This is a genomic window from Haemophilus parahaemolyticus, assembly GCF_002015035.1.
Lineage (GTDB): Bacteria > Pseudomonadota > Gammaproteobacteria > Enterobacterales > Pasteurellaceae > Haemophilus_A > Haemophilus_A parahaemolyticus.
In genome coordinates this window covers 739,571-764,272 of sequence record NZ_MUXY01000001.1, presented here as the reverse complement: position 1 = coordinate 764,272, position 24,702 = coordinate 739,571, and the positions used below count along the sequence as shown (strand labels likewise).

Annotated in this window: 17 protein-coding genes and 1 other RNA gene; 14 read left to right on the top strand and 4 right to left on the bottom strand. The window is 41.1% G+C overall.

The annotated features are described in order from the left end of the window. Positions 1–41: 41 nt before the first annotated feature. On the bottom strand, positions 42–1,445 hold the full coding sequence (gene asnS, locus B0185_RS03700; protein ID WP_005706696.1) for an asparagine--tRNA ligase: 1,404 nt from the start codon (positions 1,443–1,445) through the stop codon (positions 42–44). Between the two features lie 193 nt (positions 1,446–1,638). On the opposite strand from asnS, the gene B0185_RS03695 reads away from it, so the two are divergent. From B0185_RS03695 to holA, 5 genes are all read left to right on the top strand, one after another. Continuing rightward, on the top strand, positions 1,639–3,021 hold the full coding sequence (locus tag B0185_RS03695) for a chloride channel protein (RefSeq protein WP_005706736.1): 1,383 nt from the start codon (positions 1,639–1,641) through the stop codon (positions 3,019–3,021). 244 nt (positions 3,022–3,265) lie between these two features. Continuing rightward, positions 3,266–4,810: an exodeoxyribonuclease I gene (sbcB, locus tag B0185_RS03690; protein WP_005706694.1), complete on the top strand. Its 1,545-nt coding sequence runs from the start codon at positions 3,266–3,268 to the stop codon at positions 4,808–4,810. A gap of 130 nt (positions 4,811–4,940) precedes the next feature. Then, positions 4,941–7,526 carry a leucine--tRNA ligase gene (gene leuS, locus B0185_RS03685; protein ID WP_005706654.1) on the top strand — a complete coding sequence of 862 codons (2,586 nt, stop codon included), beginning with the start codon at positions 4,941–4,943 and terminating at the stop codon, positions 7,524–7,526. Between the two features lie 99 nt (positions 7,527–7,625). Further along, on the top strand, positions 7,626–8,132 hold the full coding sequence (locus B0185_RS03680; protein WP_005706706.1) for an LPS-assembly lipoprotein LptE: 507 nt from the start codon (positions 7,626–7,628) through the stop codon (positions 8,130–8,132). Positions 8,133–8,217: 85 nt separating this feature from the next. Next, positions 8,218–9,240 carry a DNA polymerase III subunit delta gene (gene holA / locus B0185_RS03675; protein WP_005706680.1) on the top strand — a complete coding sequence of 341 codons (1,023 nt, stop codon included), beginning with the start codon at positions 8,218–8,220 and terminating at the stop codon, positions 9,238–9,240. A 56-nt stretch (positions 9,241–9,296) separates the two neighbouring features. On the opposite strand, the gene odhB is transcribed toward holA, so the two are convergent. From odhB to znuC, 3 genes are all read right to left on the bottom strand, one after another. Next, a complete protein-coding gene (odhB, locus tag B0185_RS03670) occupies positions 9,297–10,526 on the bottom strand; it encodes a 2-oxoglutarate dehydrogenase complex dihydrolipoyllysine-residue succinyltransferase (protein WP_005706700.1) in 1,230 nt (409 codons plus the stop codon). A gap of 30 nt (positions 10,527–10,556) precedes the next feature. Next, on the bottom strand, positions 10,557–13,370 hold the full coding sequence (gene sucA / locus B0185_RS03665) for a 2-oxoglutarate dehydrogenase E1 component (protein ID WP_005706649.1): 2,814 nt from the start codon (positions 13,368–13,370) through the stop codon (positions 10,557–10,559). Positions 13,371–13,536: 166 nt separating this feature from the next. Then, on the bottom strand, positions 13,537–14,349 hold the full coding sequence (znuC, locus tag B0185_RS03660) for a zinc ABC transporter ATP-binding protein ZnuC (RefSeq protein WP_005706701.1): 813 nt from the start codon (positions 14,347–14,349) through the stop codon (positions 13,537–13,539). Between the two features lie 210 nt (positions 14,350–14,559). Between znuC and mepM the strand changes: the two genes are divergently transcribed. The 9 genes from mepM (at position 14,560) to rnpB (ending at position 24,642) form a co-directional block, all read left to right on the top strand. Further along, positions 14,560–15,948: a murein DD-endopeptidase MepM gene (gene mepM / locus B0185_RS03655; protein ID WP_005706702.1), complete on the top strand. Its 1,389-nt coding sequence runs from the start codon at positions 14,560–14,562 to the stop codon at positions 15,946–15,948. Positions 15,949–15,966: 18 nt separating this feature from the next. Continuing rightward, positions 15,967–16,680: a bifunctional protein-disulfide isomerase/oxidoreductase DsbC gene (gene dsbC / locus B0185_RS10120; protein WP_005706722.1), complete on the top strand. Its 714-nt coding sequence runs from the start codon at positions 15,967–15,969 to the stop codon at positions 16,678–16,680. Positions 16,681–16,683: 3 nt separating this feature from the next. Continuing rightward, entirely contained in the window at positions 16,684–18,399 is a 1,716-nt protein-coding gene (gene recJ / locus B0185_RS03650; RefSeq protein ID WP_005706703.1) for a single-stranded-DNA-specific exonuclease RecJ, read from the top strand. 134 nt (positions 18,400–18,533) lie between these two features. Then, positions 18,534–19,382, top strand: coding sequence for an OmpA family protein (locus tag B0185_RS03645; protein ID WP_005706737.1), 849 nt, complete (start codon positions 18,534–18,536; stop codon positions 19,380–19,382). An 86-nt stretch (positions 19,383–19,468) separates the two neighbouring features. Next, positions 19,469–20,287, top strand: coding sequence for a pyridoxal phosphatase (locus tag B0185_RS03640; RefSeq protein WP_005706668.1), 819 nt, complete (start codon positions 19,469–19,471; stop codon positions 20,285–20,287). Positions 20,288–20,307: 20 nt separating this feature from the next. Further along, positions 20,308–22,017, top strand: coding sequence for a nitrate/nitrite two-component system sensor histidine kinase NarQ (gene narQ / locus B0185_RS03635; protein WP_005706728.1), 1,710 nt, complete (start codon positions 20,308–20,310; stop codon positions 22,015–22,017). 47 nt (positions 22,018–22,064) lie between these two features. Continuing rightward, positions 22,065–22,583 (top strand): GNAT family N-acetyltransferase, encoded by a 519-nt coding sequence (locus B0185_RS03630; protein ID WP_005706648.1) that lies wholly within the window; start codon positions 22,065–22,067, stop codon positions 22,581–22,583. A gap of 177 nt (positions 22,584–22,760) precedes the next feature. Further along, complete coding sequence (gene aspA, locus B0185_RS03625) at positions 22,761–24,212, top strand: aspartate ammonia-lyase (RefSeq protein WP_005706673.1); 1,452 nt, start codon at positions 22,761–22,763, stop codon at positions 24,210–24,212. Between the two features lie 49 nt (positions 24,213–24,261). Next, an RNA gene (gene rnpB / locus B0185_RS03620) (RNase P RNA component class A) lies at positions 24,262–24,642 on the top strand. Positions 24,643–24,702: the final 60 nt, after the last annotated feature.

Genomic DNA, 24,702 nt, shown 5'->3' with positions numbered 1-24,702 from the left:
CTTTTTAAATAGGATTCTTTATCGCTTGTTAATAAGCAAAATTAGAAGTTCGCATTACGCGGAGCACGTGGGAATGGGATTACTTCACGAATGTTTTGTAAGCCCGTTACATACACGATTAAACGCTCGAAACCTAAACCAAAGCCAGCGTGTGGCACGGTACCGTATTTGCGAAGATCGCGATACCACCAGTAATCTTCAGGATTTAAGCCCATTTCCACCATACGCTTATCTAACACATCTAAACGCTCTTCACGTTGTGAACCACCGATGATCTCACCGATTCCTGGTGCTAATACGTCCATTGCCGCCACAGTTTTGCCGTCGTCATTCAAACGCATATAGAACGCTTTGATATCTTTCGGATAGTTTTTCACCACTACTGGCGATTTAAAGTATTCTTCCGCCAAGAAACGTTCGTGTTCAGAAGAGAGATCGATACCCCAAGACACTGGGAATTCAAACTCTTTGCCTGATTTTAATAAGATCTCGATTGCATCGGTGTAATCTACTTGTGCAAATGGCGAAGCGATGAAGTTCTCAAGACGAGTAATTACCTCTTTGTCGATATGTTTTGCGAAGAATGCCATATCGTCAGGGCGTTCTGCTAATACCGTTTTGAATACATATTTCAACATATCTTCCGCTAATTTTGCGTTGTCCGCTAAAGTAGCGAATGCAAATTCAGGTTCAACCATCCAGAATTCCGCTAAGTGGCGGGTTGTATTTGAATTTTCAGCACGGAATGTAGGTCCGAAGGTATAAACTTTGCTCAATGCACACGCATAAGTTTCACCATTTAACTGACCTGATACGGTCAAGAAAGACTCTTTACCGAAGAAATCTTGGCTAAAATCTACTTTGCCTTCTTCTGTGCGTGGTAAGTTTTCTAAATCAAGGGTAGAAACGCGGAACATTTCGCCCGCACCTTCTGTATCAGATGCCGTAATTAACGGGGTTGCCACCCAGTAGAAACCTTGTTCGTGGAAGAAGCGGTGAATCGCTTGTGCCAAGCAGTGACGAACACGTGCCACTGCACCGATTAAGTTTGTGCGTGGGCGAAGGTGAGCCACTTCGCGTAAGTATTCGATAGAGTGGCGTTTTGCTGCCATTGGGTAAGTGTCGGGATCTTCAACCCAACCAACCACTTCAACATTGGTTGCTTGTAATTCAACCGCTTGACCTTCTGCAGGTGATTCTACGATTTTACCAGTCACAATCACAGAACAACCTGCTGTTAAGCGTAACACTTCATCTTGATAATTTGGTAAATCGTTATTGATGATTGCTTGGATTGGATCGAAACAAGAACCGTCATATACAGCTAAGAATGATAAACCTGCTTTTGAATCGCGACGGGTACGCACCCAACCGTGCACAGAAACTTCTTCTCCTACGGCAACGTTGCCTGAAAGAATTTCTGAAATTGATGGAAATTTAGACATTGAATACCTCAAAATTATTTTGATCAATTTTTAATAAAAAATCGTTGCTTATTTTACAAGAAATTCCGCAATGAATGGGGGATTTTTTACATTTTCTTACAAAAATGCTAGAAATTTGATCGAATTAACTAGAAAATTTTGCTATTCGTTTTATGCTAAAGCCTAAATTCTTCTCGTTATGGTATTCACGAATATGATGACCCAGTATCTAAAATCCTTTATCACAAAATTTCGGCGAGGATTACACAAAAAACTTCGCCAAACGAATCGCATTTCACGTAAAAGCATTGAATTTGCTTGTCTGCTTATCGGAGCAAGTTTTGTTTCGCTTTCGGCATTGGGTTTCGCTAAATTAGCCGAACTTGGTTTGCATTGGAATAGCATTTGGGCAGCAAAATATCCGCTAGCGGTTTGGTTTATTTTACCGCTTGGAATGGCGTTACTTGCGTGGTTTACCGCAAAATATACACCTTATGTATCGGGCAGTGGTATTCCGCAAGTGATTGCTTCAATGAGCCTGCCGCACGGTTCGCTTAAAAGTCGTTTGGTGATTTTTTGGCAGACGATTTGGAAAATTCCACTTACTTTTTTGGCAATGTTAATTGGTGCATCGGTAGGGCGTGAAGGTCCTTCAGTGCAAGTAGGTGCTGCTGTCATGTTAGCTTGGGGAAATTTTTGTCATAAGCATGGCTATGCGTTTAAAGGTTTAACGGCAAACGAACTGATGGCAGCGGGGGCAGGCGGTGGTTTAGCGGCGGCATTTAATGCACCGCTTGCAGGTGTGATTTTTGCGATTGAAGAATTAGGTCGAGGAATGGTGCTCCGTTGGGGTAGACGTGTTGTACTTGGCGTGCTTGCCTCAGGTTTTATTTTGGTGGCGATTGAAGGAAATAACCCCTATTTCCCGCAATATCAAGGGGCTACAACTGTGCCTAAAATGATTTTATGGGTTGCATTGTGCGGGGTGATTTGTGGCATTATAGGGGGATTATTTGCCCGCTTGTTGGCAAAAGGCGTGGCAGGCGTTTCGCCTGCTAAAATTCGTGGTTGGGTTCGTCGCCATCCTATTTATATGGCATTAATTTTAGGCTTGGTATTGGCAGGGCTTGGCAGTTACACCAACGGGCAAACCTATGGCACAGGCTATGAAGTCGTGAGCAGAGCATTAAGTGGCGAAACTATCGAACCACAAGCGGTTGGAATTGCCAAACTTTTTGCAACGGTAACCACTTACTGGACGGGCATTGCAGGCGGGATTTTCACACCATCTTTAACTGTTGGTGCAGGCATTGGGGCGGAAATTGCAACGCTTACAGGCGGGATTGTCGATCAGCGTTTGTTGGTGTTGCTCTGTATGGCTGCTTTTCTTGCAGGCGGAACGCAATCCCCAATTACCGCCAGTGTCGTTGTGATGGAAATGACAGGAAGTCAGCCCGTATTGTTTTGGGTATTGGTTGGTAGCCTTATCGCTTCAATGGTCTCTCGTTATTTCTGCCCGAAACCGTTCTATCACTTCGCCGCAGGACGTTTCCGCCAACGCGTGCAAGAAGAGGCGAAAGAACAAAAAGATTGTTGATAAAACAATCACTTATTGCAAGTTTAAAAATTTTTTTACATTTTTTGAAAAAATAGTGAACTTTATAAAAATGACTTAGTCAGATAAATCGCTAACTGATTGAAATTATCAGCAAAGTTTTTTTCATTTTCTTAATAAGACCTCCGCCCGTTTTCGATTTTTGATTACGGGCTTTTTTTTGCGTATTTCATCGTGATTTCAATATGTTACAATAATGCCAATTATTTTAAGCAAGTGACATTCTATGAACAAAAACCAAACCTTCTTTTTCTACGATTACGAGAGTTTTGGCGTTAATCCTGCCTCGGATCGTCCCGCCCAATTTGCAGGCATTCGCACCGATAGCGATTTCAACATCATTGGCGAACCTGTCATGTTTTATTGCAAACAAACACCTGATTATCTGCCAGCCCCTGAAGCAGTTATGGTAACGGGGATTTTGCCTCAACAATGCAATGCAGAGGGTTTGTCAGAGCCCGAATTTTCTGCAAAAATTCACGCTGAATTTAGCCAGCCTAATACTTGTGTGATGGGGTATAACAATATCCGTTATGATGATGAAATGACACGTTATACCTTCTTTCGTAATTTTTTTGATCCTTATGAATACAGCTATAAAAACGGCAATTCGCGTTGGGATTTGTTAGATGTGGTACGAGCGTGCTATGCGTTACGTCCAGATGGCATCAATTGGGTTACTGATGAAGAGGGGATTCCTAATTTTAAATTGGAAAATCTTACCAAAGCGAATGGGATTGAGCACGAAAATGCCCACGATGCGATGGCGGATGTGTATGCAACTATCGCAATGACGAAATTACTTAAAGAGAAACAACCTAAATTGTTCAATTATTTCTTTGAACATCGTGGCAAAAAAGAAGTAGAAAGTTTGATAGATACGGGCGAAATGACACCGCTTGTACACGTATCAGGTATGCTTGGTAATTATCGTGGTAATACTGCGTGGGTAGTGCCGATTGAGTGGCATCCAACCAATAAAAACGCCGTCATTGTGTGCGATTTATCGGGCGATATTCAAGGTTTACTGAATGATGATGCTGAAGCCCTCAAAACTCGTCTTTACACCAAGCGTGAAAATTTAGCCGAAGGCGAATTGCCTGTACCGTTGAAATTAGTGCATATTAATAAATGCCCAATTTTAGCCCCTGCGAAAGTACTTTTACCCGAAAACGCAGCTCGTTTAGGTATCGATCGCGAACTTTGTCTGCAAAATTTAAAAGTATTAAAACAGCATAAAAGTTTATTACGCCAAAAAGTGAGCGAAATTTTTAGCGATGAACGCACTTTTGCACCAAGTGAGAATGTGGAAACCACGCTTTATGATGGTTTTTTCTCGCCTGCAGATAAAAATAATATGGCAATTTTACGTACACTTAAGCCCGAAGAGTTAGCACATCACGGTTTAAAATTTGCCGATCCGCGTGTGGAACAATTGTTATTCCATTATCGTGCTCGCCATTATCCTGAAACCCTAACTCGAGCAGAGCAAGTCAAATGGCAGAAATATTGCAATCAGCAGATTGATGCCAAAGCAGAGCAGTTCGCCCAATCAATCGAAACGTTATCTCAAACTTATCACGATGACCCAGAAAAACTGCAATGGCTTGAGCAACTCATGGCATATGCTGAAGAAATTTCAGAAGCGAAACCTGTTTATGTACAGGGAGAAACCATGCAACCGCATTTGGTGGATGATTTAAATAAAGTTGCTGAACAGGCAATGAGTAAAGAAGAGAAGTTAAAGCAGCTTAAGGCATTGATTAAGTAGTTTAGTTTTGCCACATTGGTGAATCCTATTTTGAAACAAATCTTATACGGAAAATTACTAATTTAAAAACCTACGTTTTTACGGTAGAATCACGGCAATTTTTTCTAATTTAAAGTAAAGGTTAAAGTTTATGCAACAGCAATATAATCCAAGTGAAATTGAACCGAAGGTTCAACAATACTGGGCAGAAAATAAAGTTTTCAAAGCGATCAAAGACGAATCAAAAGAGAAATATTACTGTCTTTCTATGTTCCCTTACCCATCAGGTCGCCTGCATATGGGACACGTACGTAACTACACTATCGGCGATGTGGTTTCACGCTATCAACGTATGCTGGGTAAAAACGTGTTGCAACCCTTTGGTTGGGATGCATTTGGTTTACCTGCTGAAGGGGCAGCAATTAAAAACAAAACCGCACCAGCAAAATGGACTTACGAAAACATCGCCTATATGAAGAAACAACTTCAACTTTTAGGCTTTGGTTTTGACTGGGATCGCGAAATTGCGACTTGCAAACCCGATTACTACAAATGGGAACAATGGTTCTTCACGGAGCTTTATAAAAAAGGTTTGGTGTACAAAAAAAACTCAACCGTAAACTGGTGTCCGAACGATGTAACTGTGCTTGCGAACGAGCAAGTGCACGACGGTTGTTGCTGGCGTTGTGATACCCCAGTGGAACAAAAAGAGATTCCACAATGGTTCATTAAAATCACCGATTATGCCGAGCAATTATTAGGCGGTTTAGACAATCTTCCGCAATGGCCGGATATGGTGAAAACCATGCAACGCAATTGGATCGGTCGTTCTGAAGGGGTCGAAATCACCTTTGACGTGGCGGATACCAATGAAAATGTGGCGGTTTACACGACTCGCCCTGACACTTTCTATGGTGTGAGCTATTTAGGCATTGCCGCAGCGCACCCATTAGCTGGACTCGCAGCTCAAAATAATCCTGAACTCGCGGCTTTCATTCAAGAAGCGAAAAACGCCAAAGTAGCAGAAGCTGATCTCGCGACCATGGAGAAAAAAGGAATGGCAACAGGCTTGTTCGCTATTCATCCACTCACAGGTGAAAAATTACCAATTTGGGTGGCGAACTTTGTATTAATGCATTACGGTACAGGTGCGGTGATGGCTGTGCCTGCACATGATCAACGCGACTACGAATTTGCCAATAAATACGGTTTACAAATCAAACAAGTCATTGCACCGCTTGCAGGACAAGAAATTGACTTAAGCAAAGAAGCGTTTACCGAACACGGTGAATTAGTAAACTCTGCAGAATTTGATGGTTTAGATTTTGACGGTGCATTCAACGGCATTGCGGATAAACTCGAACAATTAGGTGTGGGCAAACGCCAAGTGAATTACCGTCTGCGTGACTGGGGCGTTTCTCGCCAACGTTATTGGGGGGCACCAATTCCAATGCTTACCCTTGAAAACGGTGATGTAGTGCCAGCTCCATTAGAAGATTTACCGATTATTTTGCCTGAAGATGTGGTGATGGACGGTGTGAAAAGCCCAATCAAGGCTGATCCAAACTGGGCGAAAACCACTTTCAACGGTGTGCCTGCGTTAAAAGAAACGGATACTTTCGACACCTTTATGGAGTCTTCTTGGTACTACGCTCGTTATACGTCACCAAAATTTGCCGAAGCAATGCTTGACAAAGACGAAGCAAACTACTGGTTACCGGTGGATCAATATATTGGTGGTATTGAACACGCGACGATGCACTTGCTCTACTTCCGTTTCTTCCACAAACTCTTGCGTGATGCAGGTTTTGTAACCAGCGATGAGCCAGCCACCAAATTATTGTGCCAAGGTATGGTGCTTGCGGATGCGTTCTACTACACCAGCCCAACCAACGAGCGTATTTGGGTAAGCCCAACGCAAGTAACCCTTGAGCGTGATGAGAAAGGTCGTATCATTAAAGCGACCGATCCTGAAGGACGTGAACTAGTTCACACAGGTATGACTAAAATGTCGAAATCGAAAAACAACGGTATCGACCCACAAGAAATGGTGGAAAAATACGGTGCGGACACCGTTCGCTTGTTTATGATGTTTGCATCGCCTGCGGAAATGACCCTTGAATGGCAAGAGTCTGGCGTGGAAGGGGCAAAACGCTTCTTAGGTCGTGTGTGGAATTTGGTGTATCAATACCAACAAAATCCAGCAAAAACGGCTTTAGATGTGACCGCACTTTCTGCAGATCAAAAAGCCCTTCGCCGTGAAGTACACAAAACCATCGCGAAAGTGAGCGATGATATTGGTCGCCGTCAAACCTTCAACACCGCGATAGCAGCCATTATGGAGTTGATGAACAAACTCACCAAAGTACCACTTGAAAGTGAGCAAGATCGTGCCGTGATGGCTGAAGCATTAAGTGCCGTAGTGCGTATGCTTTACCCAATCACTCCGCACATCTGTTTTGAATTGTGGCAAGCACTTGGTAATGAAACAGCGATCGACACTGCAGAATGGGTAAAAGCCGATGAATCTGCAATGGTGGAAGATGAAAAACTTATTGTGGTGCAAGTAAATGGTAAAGTGCGTGGTAAAGTCACTGTGGCAGCAGATGCGGATGAAGAAACCGTGAAAACTATCGCTTTTGCTGATGAAAACGTGAAGAAATTTACCGACGGCCAACACATCGTGAAAGTGATTTATGTGGCAGGTAAATTGTTGAATGTGGTGGTGAAACCATAATCTGTAGGGTGTGTGAACCGTAAGGTTCACGCACGTAGCGATTTGATTGCGTGCGTGGATTGTACTAATCCATATACTCTACAAAAAAGGTAACTTTATATGATTAAATCAATCAAAACATTACTGCTTGTGGCAACAGTAGCAACGCTTTCCGCTTGTGGCTGGCATCTCAAAAACAATGAGGTTCTTCCTCAAGAACTTCGTACATTAGCCTTTGAAAGTGCTGATGAGCATAGCGATATTTCACGCACACTTCGCCAACAGCTTCAATTAAATGATGTTACTTTGGTAAAAGGGCAAGAGAATATTGCTAAATTACGTTTAGTAAATGCTTCAAGTAGTAGCAAAGTGGTTTCAGTATTTAAACAAGCACGTGAAGCTGAAAAATTATTAAGCTTAACCGTTCAAGTGATTATTGAAGTGCCAAATAAAGGTGCTTATCCTTTAGAAGTTTCTGTGCATCGCACCTTCTTTGATGACTCTCGTGCGGCATTGGCAAAATCTGCTGAACAAGAGATGATTATGCGAGATATGTATCAACAAGCTTCTCGCCAATTGATTATCAAAATGGCGGGGCTGCATAAAGAGCTTAATCAACAAAAATAAAAGTAGGGTGGGCTTTTGCCCACCATTTTATTATCTGGTGGGTTGAAAGCCCACCCTACAGAAAGATAGACTAGATTTAACGCTTATGCTAAAACTTTTCCCAGAAGCACTTTCTCAGCAACTCTCTAAAAACCTCTCTCCGTTTTATCTGCTTACAGGTAGCGATTTACTCCTGCTTAACGAAAGTAAAGATCTGATTATTCACACCGCTCGCACACAAGGTTTTGATGAAAAGACCGATATTACTGTGGGAAATGACACCAAATGGGATGAAATTTTTGAAATGGAACAATCAATGGGGCTGTTTTTTAATCGTCAAATCATCATCCTCAACTTACCTGAAAATCTGACCGCTGCAATTGCCAAACACCTAGACACCCTTAGCCAGCTTGCTCATAGTGATTTATTGCTGATTTTCAGCTTACCTAAATTGAGTAAAGCAGTCGAAAAACAGGCGTGGTTTACCAAAATTGAGTCGCAATTAGTGCAAGTGAATTGCCAAACGCCAGAAATAGGAAAGCTACCTAATTGGTTAGCCACCCGTGCGAAAATAATGGATTTGCAGATTGAATCTGAAGCAGCACAACTTCTTTGCTATAGCTATGAAGGCAATTTGCTTGCCTTTAAACAGATTCTTCAACAGCTCCAACTGCGTTTTACCGACGGAAAAATTACGCTAAACCGAGTGAAAGAAGTAGTAGAACTTTCTGCTCAATTTACCCCATTCCAATGGATTGATGCTTTACTTGAAGGTAAAACAAGCCGTGCGGTTCACATTCTACAACATCTACAAAATGAAGAAGTACAGCCTGTCGTATTGTTGCGTATTATTCAAAAAGAGCTGTTTATCCTGTTAGAAATTACACGTTCGCCCACGCCTGTGCTGCCTAATCAACCATTATTTACAGGTAATCTACGCACCGAATTTGACCGCTTGAAAATCTGGCAAAACCGCCGAGCTTTTTATATTCAAGCCTGCCAGCGTTTTACCTACGCAAAATTATATAGACTGATTCAAGACTTAGCCCAGCTTGAAAAAGCAGTGAAGCAAGAATTTAGTGATGATGTATGGATGGAGCTAGAAAGGTTTTCTTTTGGGTTTAAATAGGTATAGTATAAAATAGGGCGAACTCCTATTCGCCCTATTTTCTTTCAATTAAGCTATTAGATTTCTAACAACAAACGTGTTGGATCTTCTAATAAATCTTTCACAGTAACTAAGAATCCTACAGACTCTTTGCCATCAATTAAACGGTGGTCATAAGAGAGAGCCAAATACATCATTGGGCGGATAACCACTTGACCATCAACGGCTACAGGGCGGTCTTTAATGGCATGCATACCCAAAATTGCACTTTGTGGTGGGTTGATGATTGGAGTTGACATCAATGAGCCAAACACTCCACCGTTAGTGATCGTGAAGTTACCGCCAGTTAAGTCTTCTACGGTTAATTTTCCATCACGCCCTTTTACTGCTAACTCTTTAATCGTTTTTTCAATGTCTGCCATTGAGAGTTTATCGCAATTGCGGAGCACTGGGGTAACTAATCCCCGCGGGGTGGAAACTGCAATACTGATGTCGAAGTAATTATGATAAACCACATCATCACCATCAATAGAAGCATTAATTTCTGGATAACGTTTTAATGCTTCCACTACTGCTTTGATGTAGAACGACATAAAGCCTAAACGTACGCCGTGTTGTTTTTCGAATTTGTCGCCATATTGTTTGCGTAAATTAATAATTGGTTGCATATCTACTTCATTGAAAGTAGTGAGCATTGCTGTACTGTTTTTGGCTTCAAGTAAGCGTTCTGCAATACGTTTGCGTAAACGGGTCATTGGCACACGTTTTTCGCTACGTGCAGAGTAAGCCACTGTGCTCACAGTGTTTTGTTCGGTAGCAATATTCGCTTTGGCTTGTTGAGCTTCACGTTTGGCAAGGTAAGCGTTGATATCTTCGCGAGTTAAACGACCGCCTACACCTGTGCCTTGCACTTGGTTCGCTTCAATGCCGTGTTCTGCTAGTAAACGACGGATAGCAGGACCTTGAGAGCCCGCATCTGAATGGTCGTTTTCAATTGCTGATTTTTGGCGATCTGCTGGAGTAGGCTCAACATCATTATTTGCAACATTTTGGATAAAATCGCCCGCTTGTGCGGTATCAATTTTTCCTAACAATTGGGAAGATACCACAGTTGCACCTGTTGCTTGAGTGATTTCAACAAGTACTCCATCTACTGGTGCAGGCACTTCAAGAACGACTTTGTCGGTTTCGATTTCGACTAAGACGTCATCACGGGTTACTCGGTCTCCCGCTTGTTTATGCCAAGTTGCGACAGTTGCATCAGCAACCGATTCAGGGAGTATGGGAGTAAGAATTTCAGTTGTCATATCTAGTTCCTTTTTTATCTCAAGCCTAAATTAAAGCGTTAAGGCTTGTTCAATCAATTCACGTTGTTGTTTGTTATGTAATGAGGCGTAGCCCACCGCTGGTGCAGCAGAAGCTGGTCTACCTGTATAAGAAAGTTTTGCACCTTCAGGAATGACATATTCAAAATTATGTTTACTGCAATACCAAGCACCTTGGTTTTGAGGTTCTTCTTGACACCATACGAAATCAGTTACGTGAGTATAAGGTTCAAGAATTTTTGCTACCTCTTCGTAAGGGAACGGGTAAAGCTGTTCAATACGAACAATTGCTACATCAGTTTGTGCTTTTTTGCGACGTTCTTCAATTAAATCGTAGAACACTTTGCCTGAACACATTACCACACGTTTTACTTGGCTTGGTTCAATGGCATCAATTTCTCCAATTGCATTTTGGAATGTGCCTTCCGTAAGTTCTTCTAATGAAGAAATCGCAAGTGGATGACGGAGCAATGATTTTGGTGTAATGGCAACCAATGGGCGACGCATTTTGCGGATCGCTTGACGACGAAGCATATGATAAACCTGTGCTGGCGTACTTGGGATACACACCTGGATGTTCTGTTCAGCACAAAGTTGTAAGTAGCGCTCAACGCGAGCGGAAGAGTGCTCTGGACCTTGTCCTTCATAGCCGTGTGGAAGTAACATTACTAAGCCACACATTCTGCCCCATTTTTGTTCGCCTGAACTGATGAATTGGTCGATTACAATTTGTGCACCGTTGGCGAAGTCACCAAATTGGGCTTCCCAAATGGTTAAGGTTTTTGGATCTGTGGTCGCAAAACCATATTCAAAAGCAAGTACGGCTTCTTCAGAAAGTACTGAGTCCCACACTTGGAAACGCCCTTGGTTGGCGTGTAAGTGTGTAAGAGGCACAAAGCCTGTACCGTCGTTTTGGTTGTGAACAACTGCGTGGCGGTGGAAGAAGGTGCCTCGACCTGCATCTTCACCAGAGATACGCACGTGCGTGCCTTCATCTAATAAAGTCGCATACGCCATGGTTTCCGCCATTCCCCAATCGAATGGTTTGTTACCAGCAGCCATCTCTTTACGATCGTTGTAAATTTTTTCAACGCGAGAATGGGCTTTGACATTTTCAGGGTATTCCGCCACACGTTTTGCAAGAGTTAAGAAACGATCTTGCGGGAATTGGTTTTCGTAAGGGGCTGTCCAGTCGTAGTTGAGATATTGTAACCAATCGACAGCTGCCATATCCATTTCACGCCATTCTGGCACAACGCATTCGCCTTGGTCTAACGCATCACGGTAATTGTTCATCATCGCAATAGCTTCATCTTGATTGATCACACCTTCAGCTACTAAGCGATCTTCATACACTTTACGCGGTGTTGGATGTTTTTTGATAATGCTATACATCATCGGCTGCGTTGCTAATGGCTCATCTGCTTCGTTATGACCGTGGCGGCGATAAGAGATTAAATCAATGAAAATATCACGTTTGAAGAGGGTACGATATTCCACCGCCATTCGTGCTGCAAAAGCGACCGCTTCTGGATCATCACCGTTTACGTGGATGATTGGTGCTTGGATCATTTTGGCAATATCAGTACAGAACTCTGTTGAGCGAGTATCGTTTGGGTTCGACGTGGTAAAGCCAATCTGGTTATTGATCACGATGCGGATTGTGCCACCTACGGTATAACCACGAGAGTTTGCCATATTTAAGGTTTCTTGCATTACGCCTTGACCTGTTACCGCAGAGTCACCGTGCACGGTAACTGCTAACACGTGGTCGCCTGTTTTATCGCCCGCTCGTTCTTGACGAGCACGTACAGCACCTACAACGACAGGGTTTACGATTTCTAAGTGAGAGGGGTTGAACGCAAGGGTTAAGTGAACATTTTTATCATCCACAGCAAAATCGGAAGAGAAACCTTGATGATATTTTACATCGCCCGTACGGTTATCATCTGCGTGTTTGCCTGCAAATTCATCAAAGAGTTCACCAGGTTTTTTACCGAGTACATTGACCAACATATTCAAGCGTCCACGGTGTGCCATTCCCATTACCACATCATTCACACCTTGACGGCTGGCGTGGCGGATAATCTCTTTCATCATTGGGATAAACGCATCAGAACCTTCAAGTGAGAAACGTTTCGCACCAGGGAATTTCGCCCCGATGTAGCGCTCCAAACCATCAGCGGCAGTCAATTCTGAAAGTAAATTTACTTTTTCTTCTTTTGAGAAAAGTGGTTTATTCAGCACGCTTTCCATCTTCGCTTGGAGCCAGTTGCGTTGTGTCATATCTTGCACGTGCATAAACTCAAGCCCAATGGTGCCAAGGTAGGTTTCTTTTAATGCTTTCGCGAGATCGGAAAACTTCATCGTATCTTTACCAAACACATATTTACCGACCGTCATTGTTTCGTTTAAATCCGCCTCGCTAAAGCCGTGGTGATGGTAATCCAATTCAGGCACACTTGAGGTTTTCCAGCGGTAATAGTTGAGCGGGTCAAGGTTTGCTTGTGTGTAACCACGGAAGCGGTATGCGTTAATCCATTGCAATAGACGCACTTGTTTTGTGCTTGCTTCTGGATCTACAACGGTTACTGCTTCTGGGATATTTTCACGGGCAAGCTTGCGGAAATAATCACGCACTTGAGAATGAGGTTGCTCAACTACTGTGGTTGAAGGGAAGGAATCAAAAATGGCTTTCCAAGACACATCAATGGAGTTCGGATCGTCTAGATATTGTTCGTAAATTTCTTCTACGTAAGTTTGGTTTGAGCCACCGAAAGGGCTGGAGGCAAGCCAATCATCAAAGTTTTTGTATTGATATTGCATAGCAGTCTAACCTGTATGGGTTGTATAGGACTTCCCAATTATACTCTAATTTTGGAGTGAGAACTGTGAGCAATGTCATATTTTTAACAAACTTTTAGCAAATCGAAGAAGAAAATTGACCGCTTGAGATACTCATACTGAATGAAGTAAATACGAAGAAATTTATTTAATTACACTGACAAACCCCACTACATACATCACCGTGTAAATTATGATGATGGTTATGATGGTGCGAGTAAAATGCCACATTCTGAGCAAACTGATCGCCAAAAAAGTGAATGAAATGCGGATCGTTGGTAATCACTTCAGGCGTTCCTGCACAGCAAATATGACGGTTCACGCAAATCACTTCGTCTGTATTTGCCATTACAATATTCAAGTCATGCGAAACCATTAAAATCGCACAGTTCAGCCAACTGCGAGTATTATTTAATAGCTGATAAAGTTCTGTCTGCCCAGAAATATCGACCCCTTGCATCGGCTCATCAAGCACTAAAAGTTGGGGTCTGTCTAAAATTGCCCGAGCCATCAGGACACGCTGTAATTCCCCTCCAGATAACTTTTGCATACTATTTTCTGCTAAATGCTCAATCGAAAAGAGCTTTAACGCTTCATCAATCGCAGATGGCTTGCAATAAGGCTTAAGTGAGAGAAATTTTTTCACGGTAATCGGCATAGAGTGATCAAGGTGCAATTTCTGAGGCACATAACCGATTTTTAAGCCTTTTTTATGTTCCACTTTACCTTTTGTTGGTGTCAGTAGCTTGAGTAATACTTTTAATAATGTCGATTTTCCCCCACCGTTTGGTCCAACAATGGTCATTATTTTATTGGCGTAAATGGTTAAGTTGATATTTTGCAAAGCCTTATTGCCATTAAATTCCACTTCAATTTGTTTAAGAGAAACTAACTCTTCACCTTTGGTTTGGTTCGGTGATTTTTCTGAGCGGGTTAATGGTGTAATTTGATGGATTTTCATACGTTTTCATGAAAAATTTAGGGATTTATTCGGTGGTTCAAATTAACGGATTTTTATCTAAATGACAAGATGGAATTTTTCTTTTACAATCTTGTCGAAGATTCTCAGTAAATTTACATAAAAAAACGCACAGGATAGATTTTGTCACGTATTATTTTCGCAAGAGATCGAAGACGGAAAAAAAAGAAAATTAGAATATTTCTGTTTTTGATGGCGGTACTTTCTATTGGTATTGGCATTGCCCTTTCATTAAAAAAACAAACACCACGGAATGAATCATCGCAAGAAAATGTCATTATTTTAGATAATTTAGATAACGATATAATCGATGACGTAGAAAATCCGAATTCAGACACTGAACAAGCAGAGAAAAAACAAGATTTAACCGAAGATCCTAATGCTACTTCTTACGATGATGAATTAGCCTCTGAAGATGATGAGGAAGAAGGTGAGGAGGGTAAATCCAAAGTATTACAAGAAAAATTGCCAGAAGAAGCAGAGCAATTGATTAGCGATATTGTCAATATTGCGGATGAAGCATTACGTATTCAAGATCAATTTAGCTATGTAGTTACCAAGGATGATAAATTAAGCGATGTGCTTGAGCAGTCAGGTTTAGGCGATGATGATGCGAGAGCATTAATTTTCCAATACCCTGAATTAGGCAAGCTTGAAGTAGGACAACAATTCTACTGGGTGTTAGACAATTTTGGTGAATTAGAATACCTTAATTGGTTGGTTTCTGAAAAAGAAGAACGTATTTACGAACGCCAAGAACATGGCAAGTTCAGTTACCAACGTATTGAGAAAAAAGGCGTTTGGCGACAAGATGTGGTAAAAGGGGAGATTCAAGGCAGTTTTACCACTAGTTTACGAAATGTCGGGTTATCAGATCGCCAAATCAAGCAACTAGCGGTCGGATTACAATCACAAATTGCAACCAGCAAACTCAAAAATGGCGATAGTTTTGCGATTTTAGTTCGCCGAGAATATATCAATGATACAGTGACTGATATTGGTAATGTAGAAGGAATTTTGATTGAAAGTAGCAATAAACGCTATTATGCCATCCAAGCATCAGATGGACGTTATTATAGCAATCACGGGGAAACGCTAACCAAAGGTTTTGCACGTCAGCCGTTGTTGTTTACCGCTCGGGTTTCTTCACCGTTTAATCCTCGTCGCTTGCACCCCATTACCAAACGCGTTCGTCCGCATAATGGGGTAGACTTTGGAATTCCAATGGGCACACCCATTATCGCACCAAGCGATGGCGTAGTTGAGCACGTTGCATTCCAAGCTAAAGGGGCTGGGCGTTATATTAAAATTCGTCACGGGCATATTACAACCGTCTATATGCATCTGAGTAAACCATTAGTGAAAAAAGGGCAAACAGTGCGAAAAGGGGAACGGATTGCGCTATCGGGCAATTCGGGCGGTTCAACAGGACCTCATTTGCATTATGAATTTCATATTAATGGTAGACCTGTGAATCCAATGACCGTGAAATTACCAGGCTCTGGCTCAGGTATGGCAAGTAAAGATCGTAAAAACTTCTTAGAACGTGTGAAAAACGTTCAAGCGAAACTTAAACTTTAAAATATGAAGTAGGAAATTATGAAAAAAAATCAGATGGCAAAATTAGGCTTTACCCTATTCTCAGCAGGATTAATCTCTGCAAATGTAATGGCAGATGATGCGAATTTAAAAGCAACTCTTGAAAAAATGGGAGCAACGAATGTTCGCATTAGTGATTCGGCAATCCCTAATTTTAAAACGGCAAGTTCAAATGAAGGTGTGGTTTACATCAGCAACGATGGACATTATGTCTTAAATGGTCAGATCCAAGTATTAGAACTTAAAAATGGTAAGGTAACTGATATTACGCATCAATCCAAAATGGCTGAGTTAAATGCGTTACAAAATGAGATGATCACTTACCCCGCTAAAAATGAGAAGTATGTGGTAAATATTTTTATGGATATTACCTGCCATTACTGCCATTTAGTGCATCAACGAATTAAAGAGTATAACGATGAAGGTATTACCCTTCGCTTTTTAGCTTTCCCACGCGGTGGAATGAACACACAAACTGCAAGACAAATGGAAGCAATCTGGACGGCAACGGATAAAGTGAAAGCATTAAATGACGCAGAAAATGGCGAATTACCAAAAACATTAAAAGCACCGAATATTGTGAAAAAACATTACGATTTAGGAATTCAATTTGGTGTTACAGGCACGCCTTATATGGTTACCGAAACAGGTAGTGTAATTGGTGGTTATGTGGAACCAAAACAGCTTGCGAAAATGTTGGCGGAAGAAAAATAGATTGTGCAAAAAATTATAAAAAAACGACCGCTTTTAACGCAGGAAAAACTCTCTGATCATCCGCTGTTAAACCGTTTGTATCAAAGCAGAGGCATTCAATCAGTGCAAGAGCTTGAACGAACTTTGAAGTTTTTACATCGTCCACAACAGTTAGCGGGCATTGAACAAGCGGTCGGAATTTTGGTACAGGCTTACAAAAAGCAATCTCGAATTGTGATTGTAGGCGATTTTGATGCGGATGGTGCAACCAGTACAGCATTGACTTTATTGGCATTACGCCAGCTAGGTTTTACCCAAGTAGAATATTTGATCCCCGATCGTTTCTCACAAGGTTACGGACTAAGTCTAAGCGTGGCGGAAATGGTGGTAGCTAAAGGGGCTGATTTAGTCATTACCGTCGATAATGGTATCTCCTCTTTTGAAGGGATTGAGTATTTGAAATCACAAGGCATTCAAGTTCTTGTTACCGATCATCATTTACCTGCGGATAGCTTCCCAAATGCCGATGCGATGGTTAACCCTAACCTGCCCTATTGTGAATTTCCATCAAAATCCTTGGCAGGTGTAGGTGTTGCGTTCTATGTAATGCTGGCGTTGCGTGGCAAGATGCGGGACGAAAATCTATTTACTGGCACCGAACCCAATTTAGCTGAATTGCTCGATTTAGTAGCACTGGGTACGGTTGCCGATGTTGTACCACTTGATCACAATAATCGCATTTTAGTTCATCAAGGATTAAGCCGAATTCGCTCTGGTGCTTGCCGTGCGGGGATTAAAGCCTTGGCTGAGGTGAGTAAACGCGATTTAAGTCATTTGCAAGCGGCTGATTTAGGCTTTGCGATTGCACCGCGATTAAATGCAGCAGGGCGATTAGAAAATATGTCGCTCGGTGTAGAATTGCTCGTTGCGGATAATATGGATGTGGCTCGCCAATTAGCATTTGAGCTAGATAGTCTCAACCAAACTCGCAAAGAATTTGAACAAGAGATGAAAACAGAGGCTCTGTCGATTTGTGCGAAATTACCAAAACTCTCGCAAAAAGGTCAAGCTCACGGTATAACACTTTATCAGCCTGACTGGCATCAAGGTGTGATTGGCATTTTGGCTTCTCGTATTAAAGATCAGTTTCATCGCCCTGTGATTGCTTTTGCCCAAGAGAGTGAAGAAAGCAAATTTATCAAAGGTTCTGCACGCTCAATTACAGGGTTACATATGCGAGATGTGTTAGAGCGAATTGATACACTTTATCCAGATTTAATCGTCAAGTTCGGTGGACATGCGATGGCGGCTGGTTTAACTATTCATCAAGATCATTTTTTGAAATTCCAGAAAATTTTTGATGAAGTGATTAACGAAATGATTGAACCAGAGCTATTGCAAGGTATCATTTACACTGATGGTGAATTACAAGCGGGCGAATTTTCACTTGAAATTGCTAATCTATTACAACAGGCAGGACCTTGGGGACAACATTTTCCAGAACCAACGTTTGAAGGAGATTTTAAAATCCTACAACAGCGATTGTTAGGGGGAAACCATCTAAAAATGATGCTAGAAAACCAACAAGGTATGTTATTAGATGCCATTTGGTTTAATATTGATACCCGATTATTCCCTGATCTTTCAATTAAACAAGCGAAAATAATTTACAAACTTGACATAAATGAGTATAAAGGCAATAAGAATTTACAGTTACGTGTAGAAAATGTAATTGTTTAATAATTATATTGAATAAATATAGAAATTCCTCGTATAGTATTGTAGAATTTTGGCGATTTCTTGAATACTTTGTTTTTATGAAGTGTTGAGATGGTTCAATAAATAGTCTTTTATTTATAAAGGAAATTCAAATAATGAAAAAAACAACAGTTTTTCGTAGTTTTGCACTATCTGCAGCAGCATTAGCAGTAGCAGCTTGTGGTAACTTAAGCAAAGTTTCAGATGAAGGTTTTATTGAGAACCCAGTATTCCCTAAGATTTCTGAATCAGTATTCAATCATGATGGTTCACAATTTGGTTCGTGGCCAAACTGGGAAAATGTTCGTCAAATCGAACGTGGTATGAATAAAGAACAACTTTATTACTTAATTGGTCGCCCACATTTCGATGAAGGTCTATATGGCGTTCGTGAGTGGGATTATGCATTTAACTACCGCGAAAATGGTGTTCATAAAATTTGTCAATTCAAAATCGGTTTTGATAAAAATATGAACGCACAAAGTTTCTTCTGGTATCCAAATGGTTGTAATGGTAATTCATCATTCAACCTAAGTGGCGACTTCTTATTTGATTTCGACAAAGATGTATTAACGACTAAAGGTAAAGAAGTTGTTGATAACGTTGCGGCACAATTAAAATTATCAGGTGCACAACAAGTTAAAGTTGCAGGTTACACAGACCGTTTAGGTTCAGTTGAATACAACCTTAACTTATCAGATCGTCGTGCGAAAATGGTTAAAGCACGTTTAATTGAACAAGGCGTAACAGCACAAATCGAAGCGGTAGGTTACGGTAAAGCAAACCAAGTTAAAGCGTGTGATGGTATGAGCGGTCAAGCTGAAAAAGATTGTTTACGTCCAAACCGTCGTGTAGAAATTTTTGCTAACGGTGGTGTATTAAAACAAAGCGAAGGTGGTAATGTTGCAGGTCCTAATGGTCCAGCACCGCTTTACCAAACTCCAGCATATAACTCTGGTAAATAATTTACAGGATTTATAGTTCTGAGTAGAATATAAGGGTAGCCAGTAGGTTACCCTTTCTTTTATTCGTTTTTTAAAAAGGAATTTTTATGCAATATCAAGCCATTGCCTTTGATTTAGATGGCACATTACTTTCCCCGAATGCAACCATTCTGGAATCAAGCAAACAAGCGATTCAAAAGGCAAGAGAAAAAGGTATAAAAGTCTATTTTGTAACAGGTCGTCATCACACCGCAGTTCGTCCTTACTATGCAGAAATGAATTTAGATACACCAGTAGTTTGCTGTAACGGCACTTACCTCTATGATTTCCAAAAAGATGATGTATTGGAAAGCAATCCACTCACGCCAGCATTAGCCTCAATGCTGATCAATAATGCACAAGCAGAGGGCATCCACGTTTCTGTCTATTTTCGCAATGCAATGACCTATGAGGAACTTAACCCGCATTTTGTTAAATTACAAAAATGGGTGGATTCTTGCCCAGAAAATGTGCGACCTGATGTACATCAAGTGGAAAAATTTCAAAAAGAAATTGATAGTGGGGAAACTGTTTGGAAAGTGCTAATTAGTGATCCTGATTTAGCAAAAATGCAAAAGTTTGTTGAAACTTTACCCCTTGATCAAGTAAGTCCTGAATGGTCTTGGGTTGATAGAGTGGATATTACTGCAGTCGGTAACAGTAAAGGAAAAATGTTAGTCAAATTGCTTGAACGTGAAGGTATCAATCCTGCTCAGGTGGTTGCTTTCGGCGATAATTTTAACGATATTTCAATGTTACAACAGGTTGGGCTAGGTATTGCTATGGGGGGCTCAGAAGAGGAGGTACGACGCAAAGCAGATAAAACCATCGGTTTGAATAGTGAAGATAGTATAGCCAAAGAACTAACGCAATTATTCCAGCTTTAAAATTATAACGATAATATACAATGAACACATTCGTCGTTAATCCTAAAAATTCCATTGCCCGTCGTATTGGGCTTCATTTCTCCATTATTATTGCATTTGCTACGCTGATGAGCGGAATTTCTTTGGGTATTATGTGGAGTAATCATGCTGATGCAAGGTTGATTAATGTTGCAGGTTCTTTGCGTTACCAAACTTATCGTTTTTTGCCTGAAATGGAGTATTATCCTGAAATTCGTCAAGCCCGTTTAGCTGAGTATCAAGCCAGTTTAAATGCGTTACATGATGAGTTACCAGATTATGCGCCACAGCTAGTGATTCAAGGTTATAAGAGTCTGATTACGCATTGGACTCAAATGGTTGAGTATGTTGAAAATCAAGATAAAGCACAGTACTTGAGCAATGTAGAGTATTATGTTGATGAAATAGATTCTTTTGTCAAACATTTACAAGCGTTTGCTGAACTTAAGTTAATGATTGTGATAGGTGTAATTGTAATCTCAATGTTGCTAATTATCTCGTTTGCTTACTATGGGGTATGGTACACTCGTCGACGCATTATCTGCCATCTTGATCAGCTCGTTTTAGCTAGCCAACAAATTCAACAAGAAGATTTTAACCACGTCGAATTAGCGATCAACGAGCCCAATGAACTTGGTGTTTTGTCGAAAGCTTTTACCCAAATGGCAAGTGAATTGGAAAAATTATATAGCTCACTTGAAGAAAAAGTGGCAGAAAAAACGCGCCGTTTAACCGCCGTAAACCGCTCCATTATGGTGCTTTATCACTGCTCGCAAATGTTGACTTCTAAGCCTATTAGCAAAGAGCTTCTACATCAAGTGTTGGAAACGGTGCTAGATAATGAACAGCTTAAAGGCATTGCGATTGAAGTTTATGGGGCGGATTATTGGAATGTTAAGATTGACCGAGGCTCGCTTTCTAACCATTGGCAACAACACGAAATCGCGATTGAAAATGAAAAAATTGCGATGTTACGTTGGAATCCTTCTTTGCTTTGTCCTGATGAGCGCCTAATTCAGAGTGTATCAGAAATGATAGGGCGAAGTGTTTATGTTGTGAAAAACCATAAGCAGCAACAGCAACTTATTCTGATGGAAGAACGGTCGATTATTGCCAGAGAATTGCACGACTCTTTGGCACAGTCGCTAACCTTCTTTAAAATTCAGTTGAGCTTGCTTAAGCGTAATGGCGAAACAGCTCAAGATTGGCAAAAACAAGCGAGCATTCTAAATGATTTAGAAAAAGCACTGAATGATGCGTATAGCCAATTGCGAGAGCTACTTTCAACGTTCCGCTTAACCATTGAAGAGTCTAATTTGACCAGTGCATTAGAGCGAATGCTAGATACCTTGCGTGCCCGTACTTCCGCTCGAATTCGCCTAAACTGCAAATTGCCTTCTTTGATGTTTAACGCTCAAGAGCAAGTGCACGTATTGCAAATTACTCGTGAGGCAGTCATCAATGCAATTAAACACACTGATGCAACTGAAATTGATGTAATTGCAGACACCAATGCCGAGGGTGAACATTACCTGATCATACAAGATAACGGCAAAGGTGTTGAAACCATTTTAGAACCCGAAGGGCATTACGGTTTGACCATTATGAAAGAGCGTGCTTCTGAACTACACGGTGAATTGAATTTCCACAATCGCCCAGAAGGTGGCTTTCAAGTGATGGTTGTATTACCAAATATGTTAGGACAACGCTAATACAACAAGCGGTTAAAAAATTCCATTATTTTGCAAAAGGACAGAAAATGCAGATTCGAAAATCAATAGAAACTGATTTCCAAAGCATTTTAGATATTTACAACCAAGCAATTCCAACCCATCAAATTACCGCAGATCTTGAATTGGCCACTGTGGAAAATCGCCGTGCGTGGTTTGATTTCCATCTTTCAAGCGATAAATATCCGATCTGGACGGTGGAAGATGAAACAGGGGTTGCAGGTTGGTTTAGTTTTTCCCCCTTTTATGAGCGCCCTGCTTTTGTGCATACATCTGAGATTAGCATTTACTTAGACACAAGAGCAAAAGGCAAAGGTTACGGCTCAAAAATCATTGAATTTATGCAATCTGAAATGTTGAATCATCAGATTAATACATTGATGGCGTATGTGTTTGAAATGAATCAAGTGAGCCAAAACTTGATGTTTAAGCACGGGTTTGAACAATGGGGCAGATTCCCGAATATTGCCAATATGGGCAAAGATGAACAAAACAACGACAAATGGCGCACGCTTTTGATGTTGTCGTATCAGAAAATGCCTGAGTAGGCTTTTAATTTAAATGCACCTTCGTTGATATAAGGTGCATTTTTCATTAGAAATACTAATCATAAACCTTAATTTATATCCAGTACATGTTTCTTAAAATATGACCTAGATCACATTTTTACACTGCATTGCTTGTTAAGATCACAAACAAGTTAACACACTCAGAGGGGATTTTATATGAAAGACGTACGTATTGAAGTAGATTTATTAGGTGAAAGAGAAGTACCAAATGAAGCGTATTGGGGGATTCACACCCTCCGTGCGATTGAGAATTTTAACATTTCAAATAACACAATTTCCGATGTGCCTGAGTTTGTGCGTGGTATGGTAATGGTCAAAAAAGCAACCGCATTAACCAACGCAGAATTGGGCGTGATTCCCAAAAAAATCGCGAATGCGATTGTGCAAGCTTGCGATGAAATGCTAGAGAAAGGTCGCTGTATGGATCAATTCCCATCTGATGTTTATCAGGGCGGAGCAGGTACTTCTGTGAATATGAATACCAATGAAGTGGTTGCGAATTTAGCGTTGGAAATGTTAGGTCAGCCTAAAGGTCGTTATGATATTGTGAACCCGATGGATCATGTGAATGCGAGCCAATCTACTAACGATGCTTATCCAACAGGTTTCCGCATTGCAGTGTATAACAGTGTGCTTAAATTGATTGAAAAAATCCACTATTTACAACAAGGTTTTGAAGCGAAAGCAGTCGAATTTGCTGATGTTTTGAAAATGGGGCGTACTCAATTGCAAGATGCGGTACCAATGACGGTAGGGCAAGAATTCAAAGCCTTTGCGGTGTTGTTGGAAGAAGAAGTTAAAAACCTCAAACGCACAGCAAAATTACTGCTTGAAGTCAATTTAGGGGCAACTGCCATCGGAACAGGATTGAATACGCCAGAAGGTTATCCTGAACTCGCGGTTAAAAACTTAGCAAAAGTAACCAATTTACCTTGTGTACTTTCTGATAACTTAATTGAAGCAACATCCGACTGCGGTGCCTATGTGATGGTGCACGGTGCATTAAAACGCTCGGCCGTAAAACTTTCTAAAGTATGTAATGACTTGCGCCTGCTTTCATCAGGCCCACGTGCTGGCTTAAATGAAATCAACTTACCAGAGTTACAAGCAGGTTCTTCCATTATGCCTGCAAAAGTAAATCCTGTGGTGCCAGAAGTGGTAAACCAAGTGTGCTTTAAAGTGATTGGTAACGATAACACTATTACATTTGCTGCAGAAGCTGGGCAATTACAACTGAACGTGATGGAGCCTGTGATTGGTCAAGCGATGTTTGAAACGATCTCACTCCTATCAAATGCGTGTGTGAATTTACGCGATAAATGTATTGATGGCATTACTGTAAACCGTGAAACTTGCCAAAATTATGTATTCAATTCCATTGGTATCGTCACTTACCTTAACCCGTTTATTGGACATCATAATGGTGATATCGTGGGTAAAATCTGTGCTCAAACAGGTAAAGGTGTACGTGAGGTGGTATTAGAAAGAGGATTGCTTACAGAGGCTGAATTAGATGATATTCTCTCTGTTGAGAACTTGATGAACCCAACGTATAAAGCAAAACGTTTTAACGAAGAAGAGCAAAGTCAGCTAAGTAGTAGATTTTGATAATTGGTTTAGGACTTGCAAAACGCCAATAATCGGCTATACTACGTGGCGAGTTAGTTAGACAATCGCTGGTTTATTGAAGCCCTTAACCGTGTTCGCACGACCTAGTGGGACAAGTAAACGAGAGGAAAGTCCGAGCTACACAGGGCAGAGTGCCAGATAACGTCTGGGCGGCGTGAGCCGACGACTAGTGCAACAGAGAGCAAACCGCCATTTTTAGAAATGGTAAGGGTGAAAGGGTGCGGTAAGAGCGCACCGCGTGGGTGGCAACACTTCACGGCAGGGTAAACTCCACTCGTAGCAAGACCAAATAGGAACTCAATGGATGGCCCGTCCAGAGTTCGGGTAGGTTGCTTGAGCATAATAGTGATGTTATGCCTAGAGGAATGATTGTCCAAGACAGAACTCGGCTTATCGACTAACTCATCTTATTCCAGCGAACTGTTTTTAAGGTTTTAAAAGCGGTTCGCTTTTTTCTATAAGGACATAA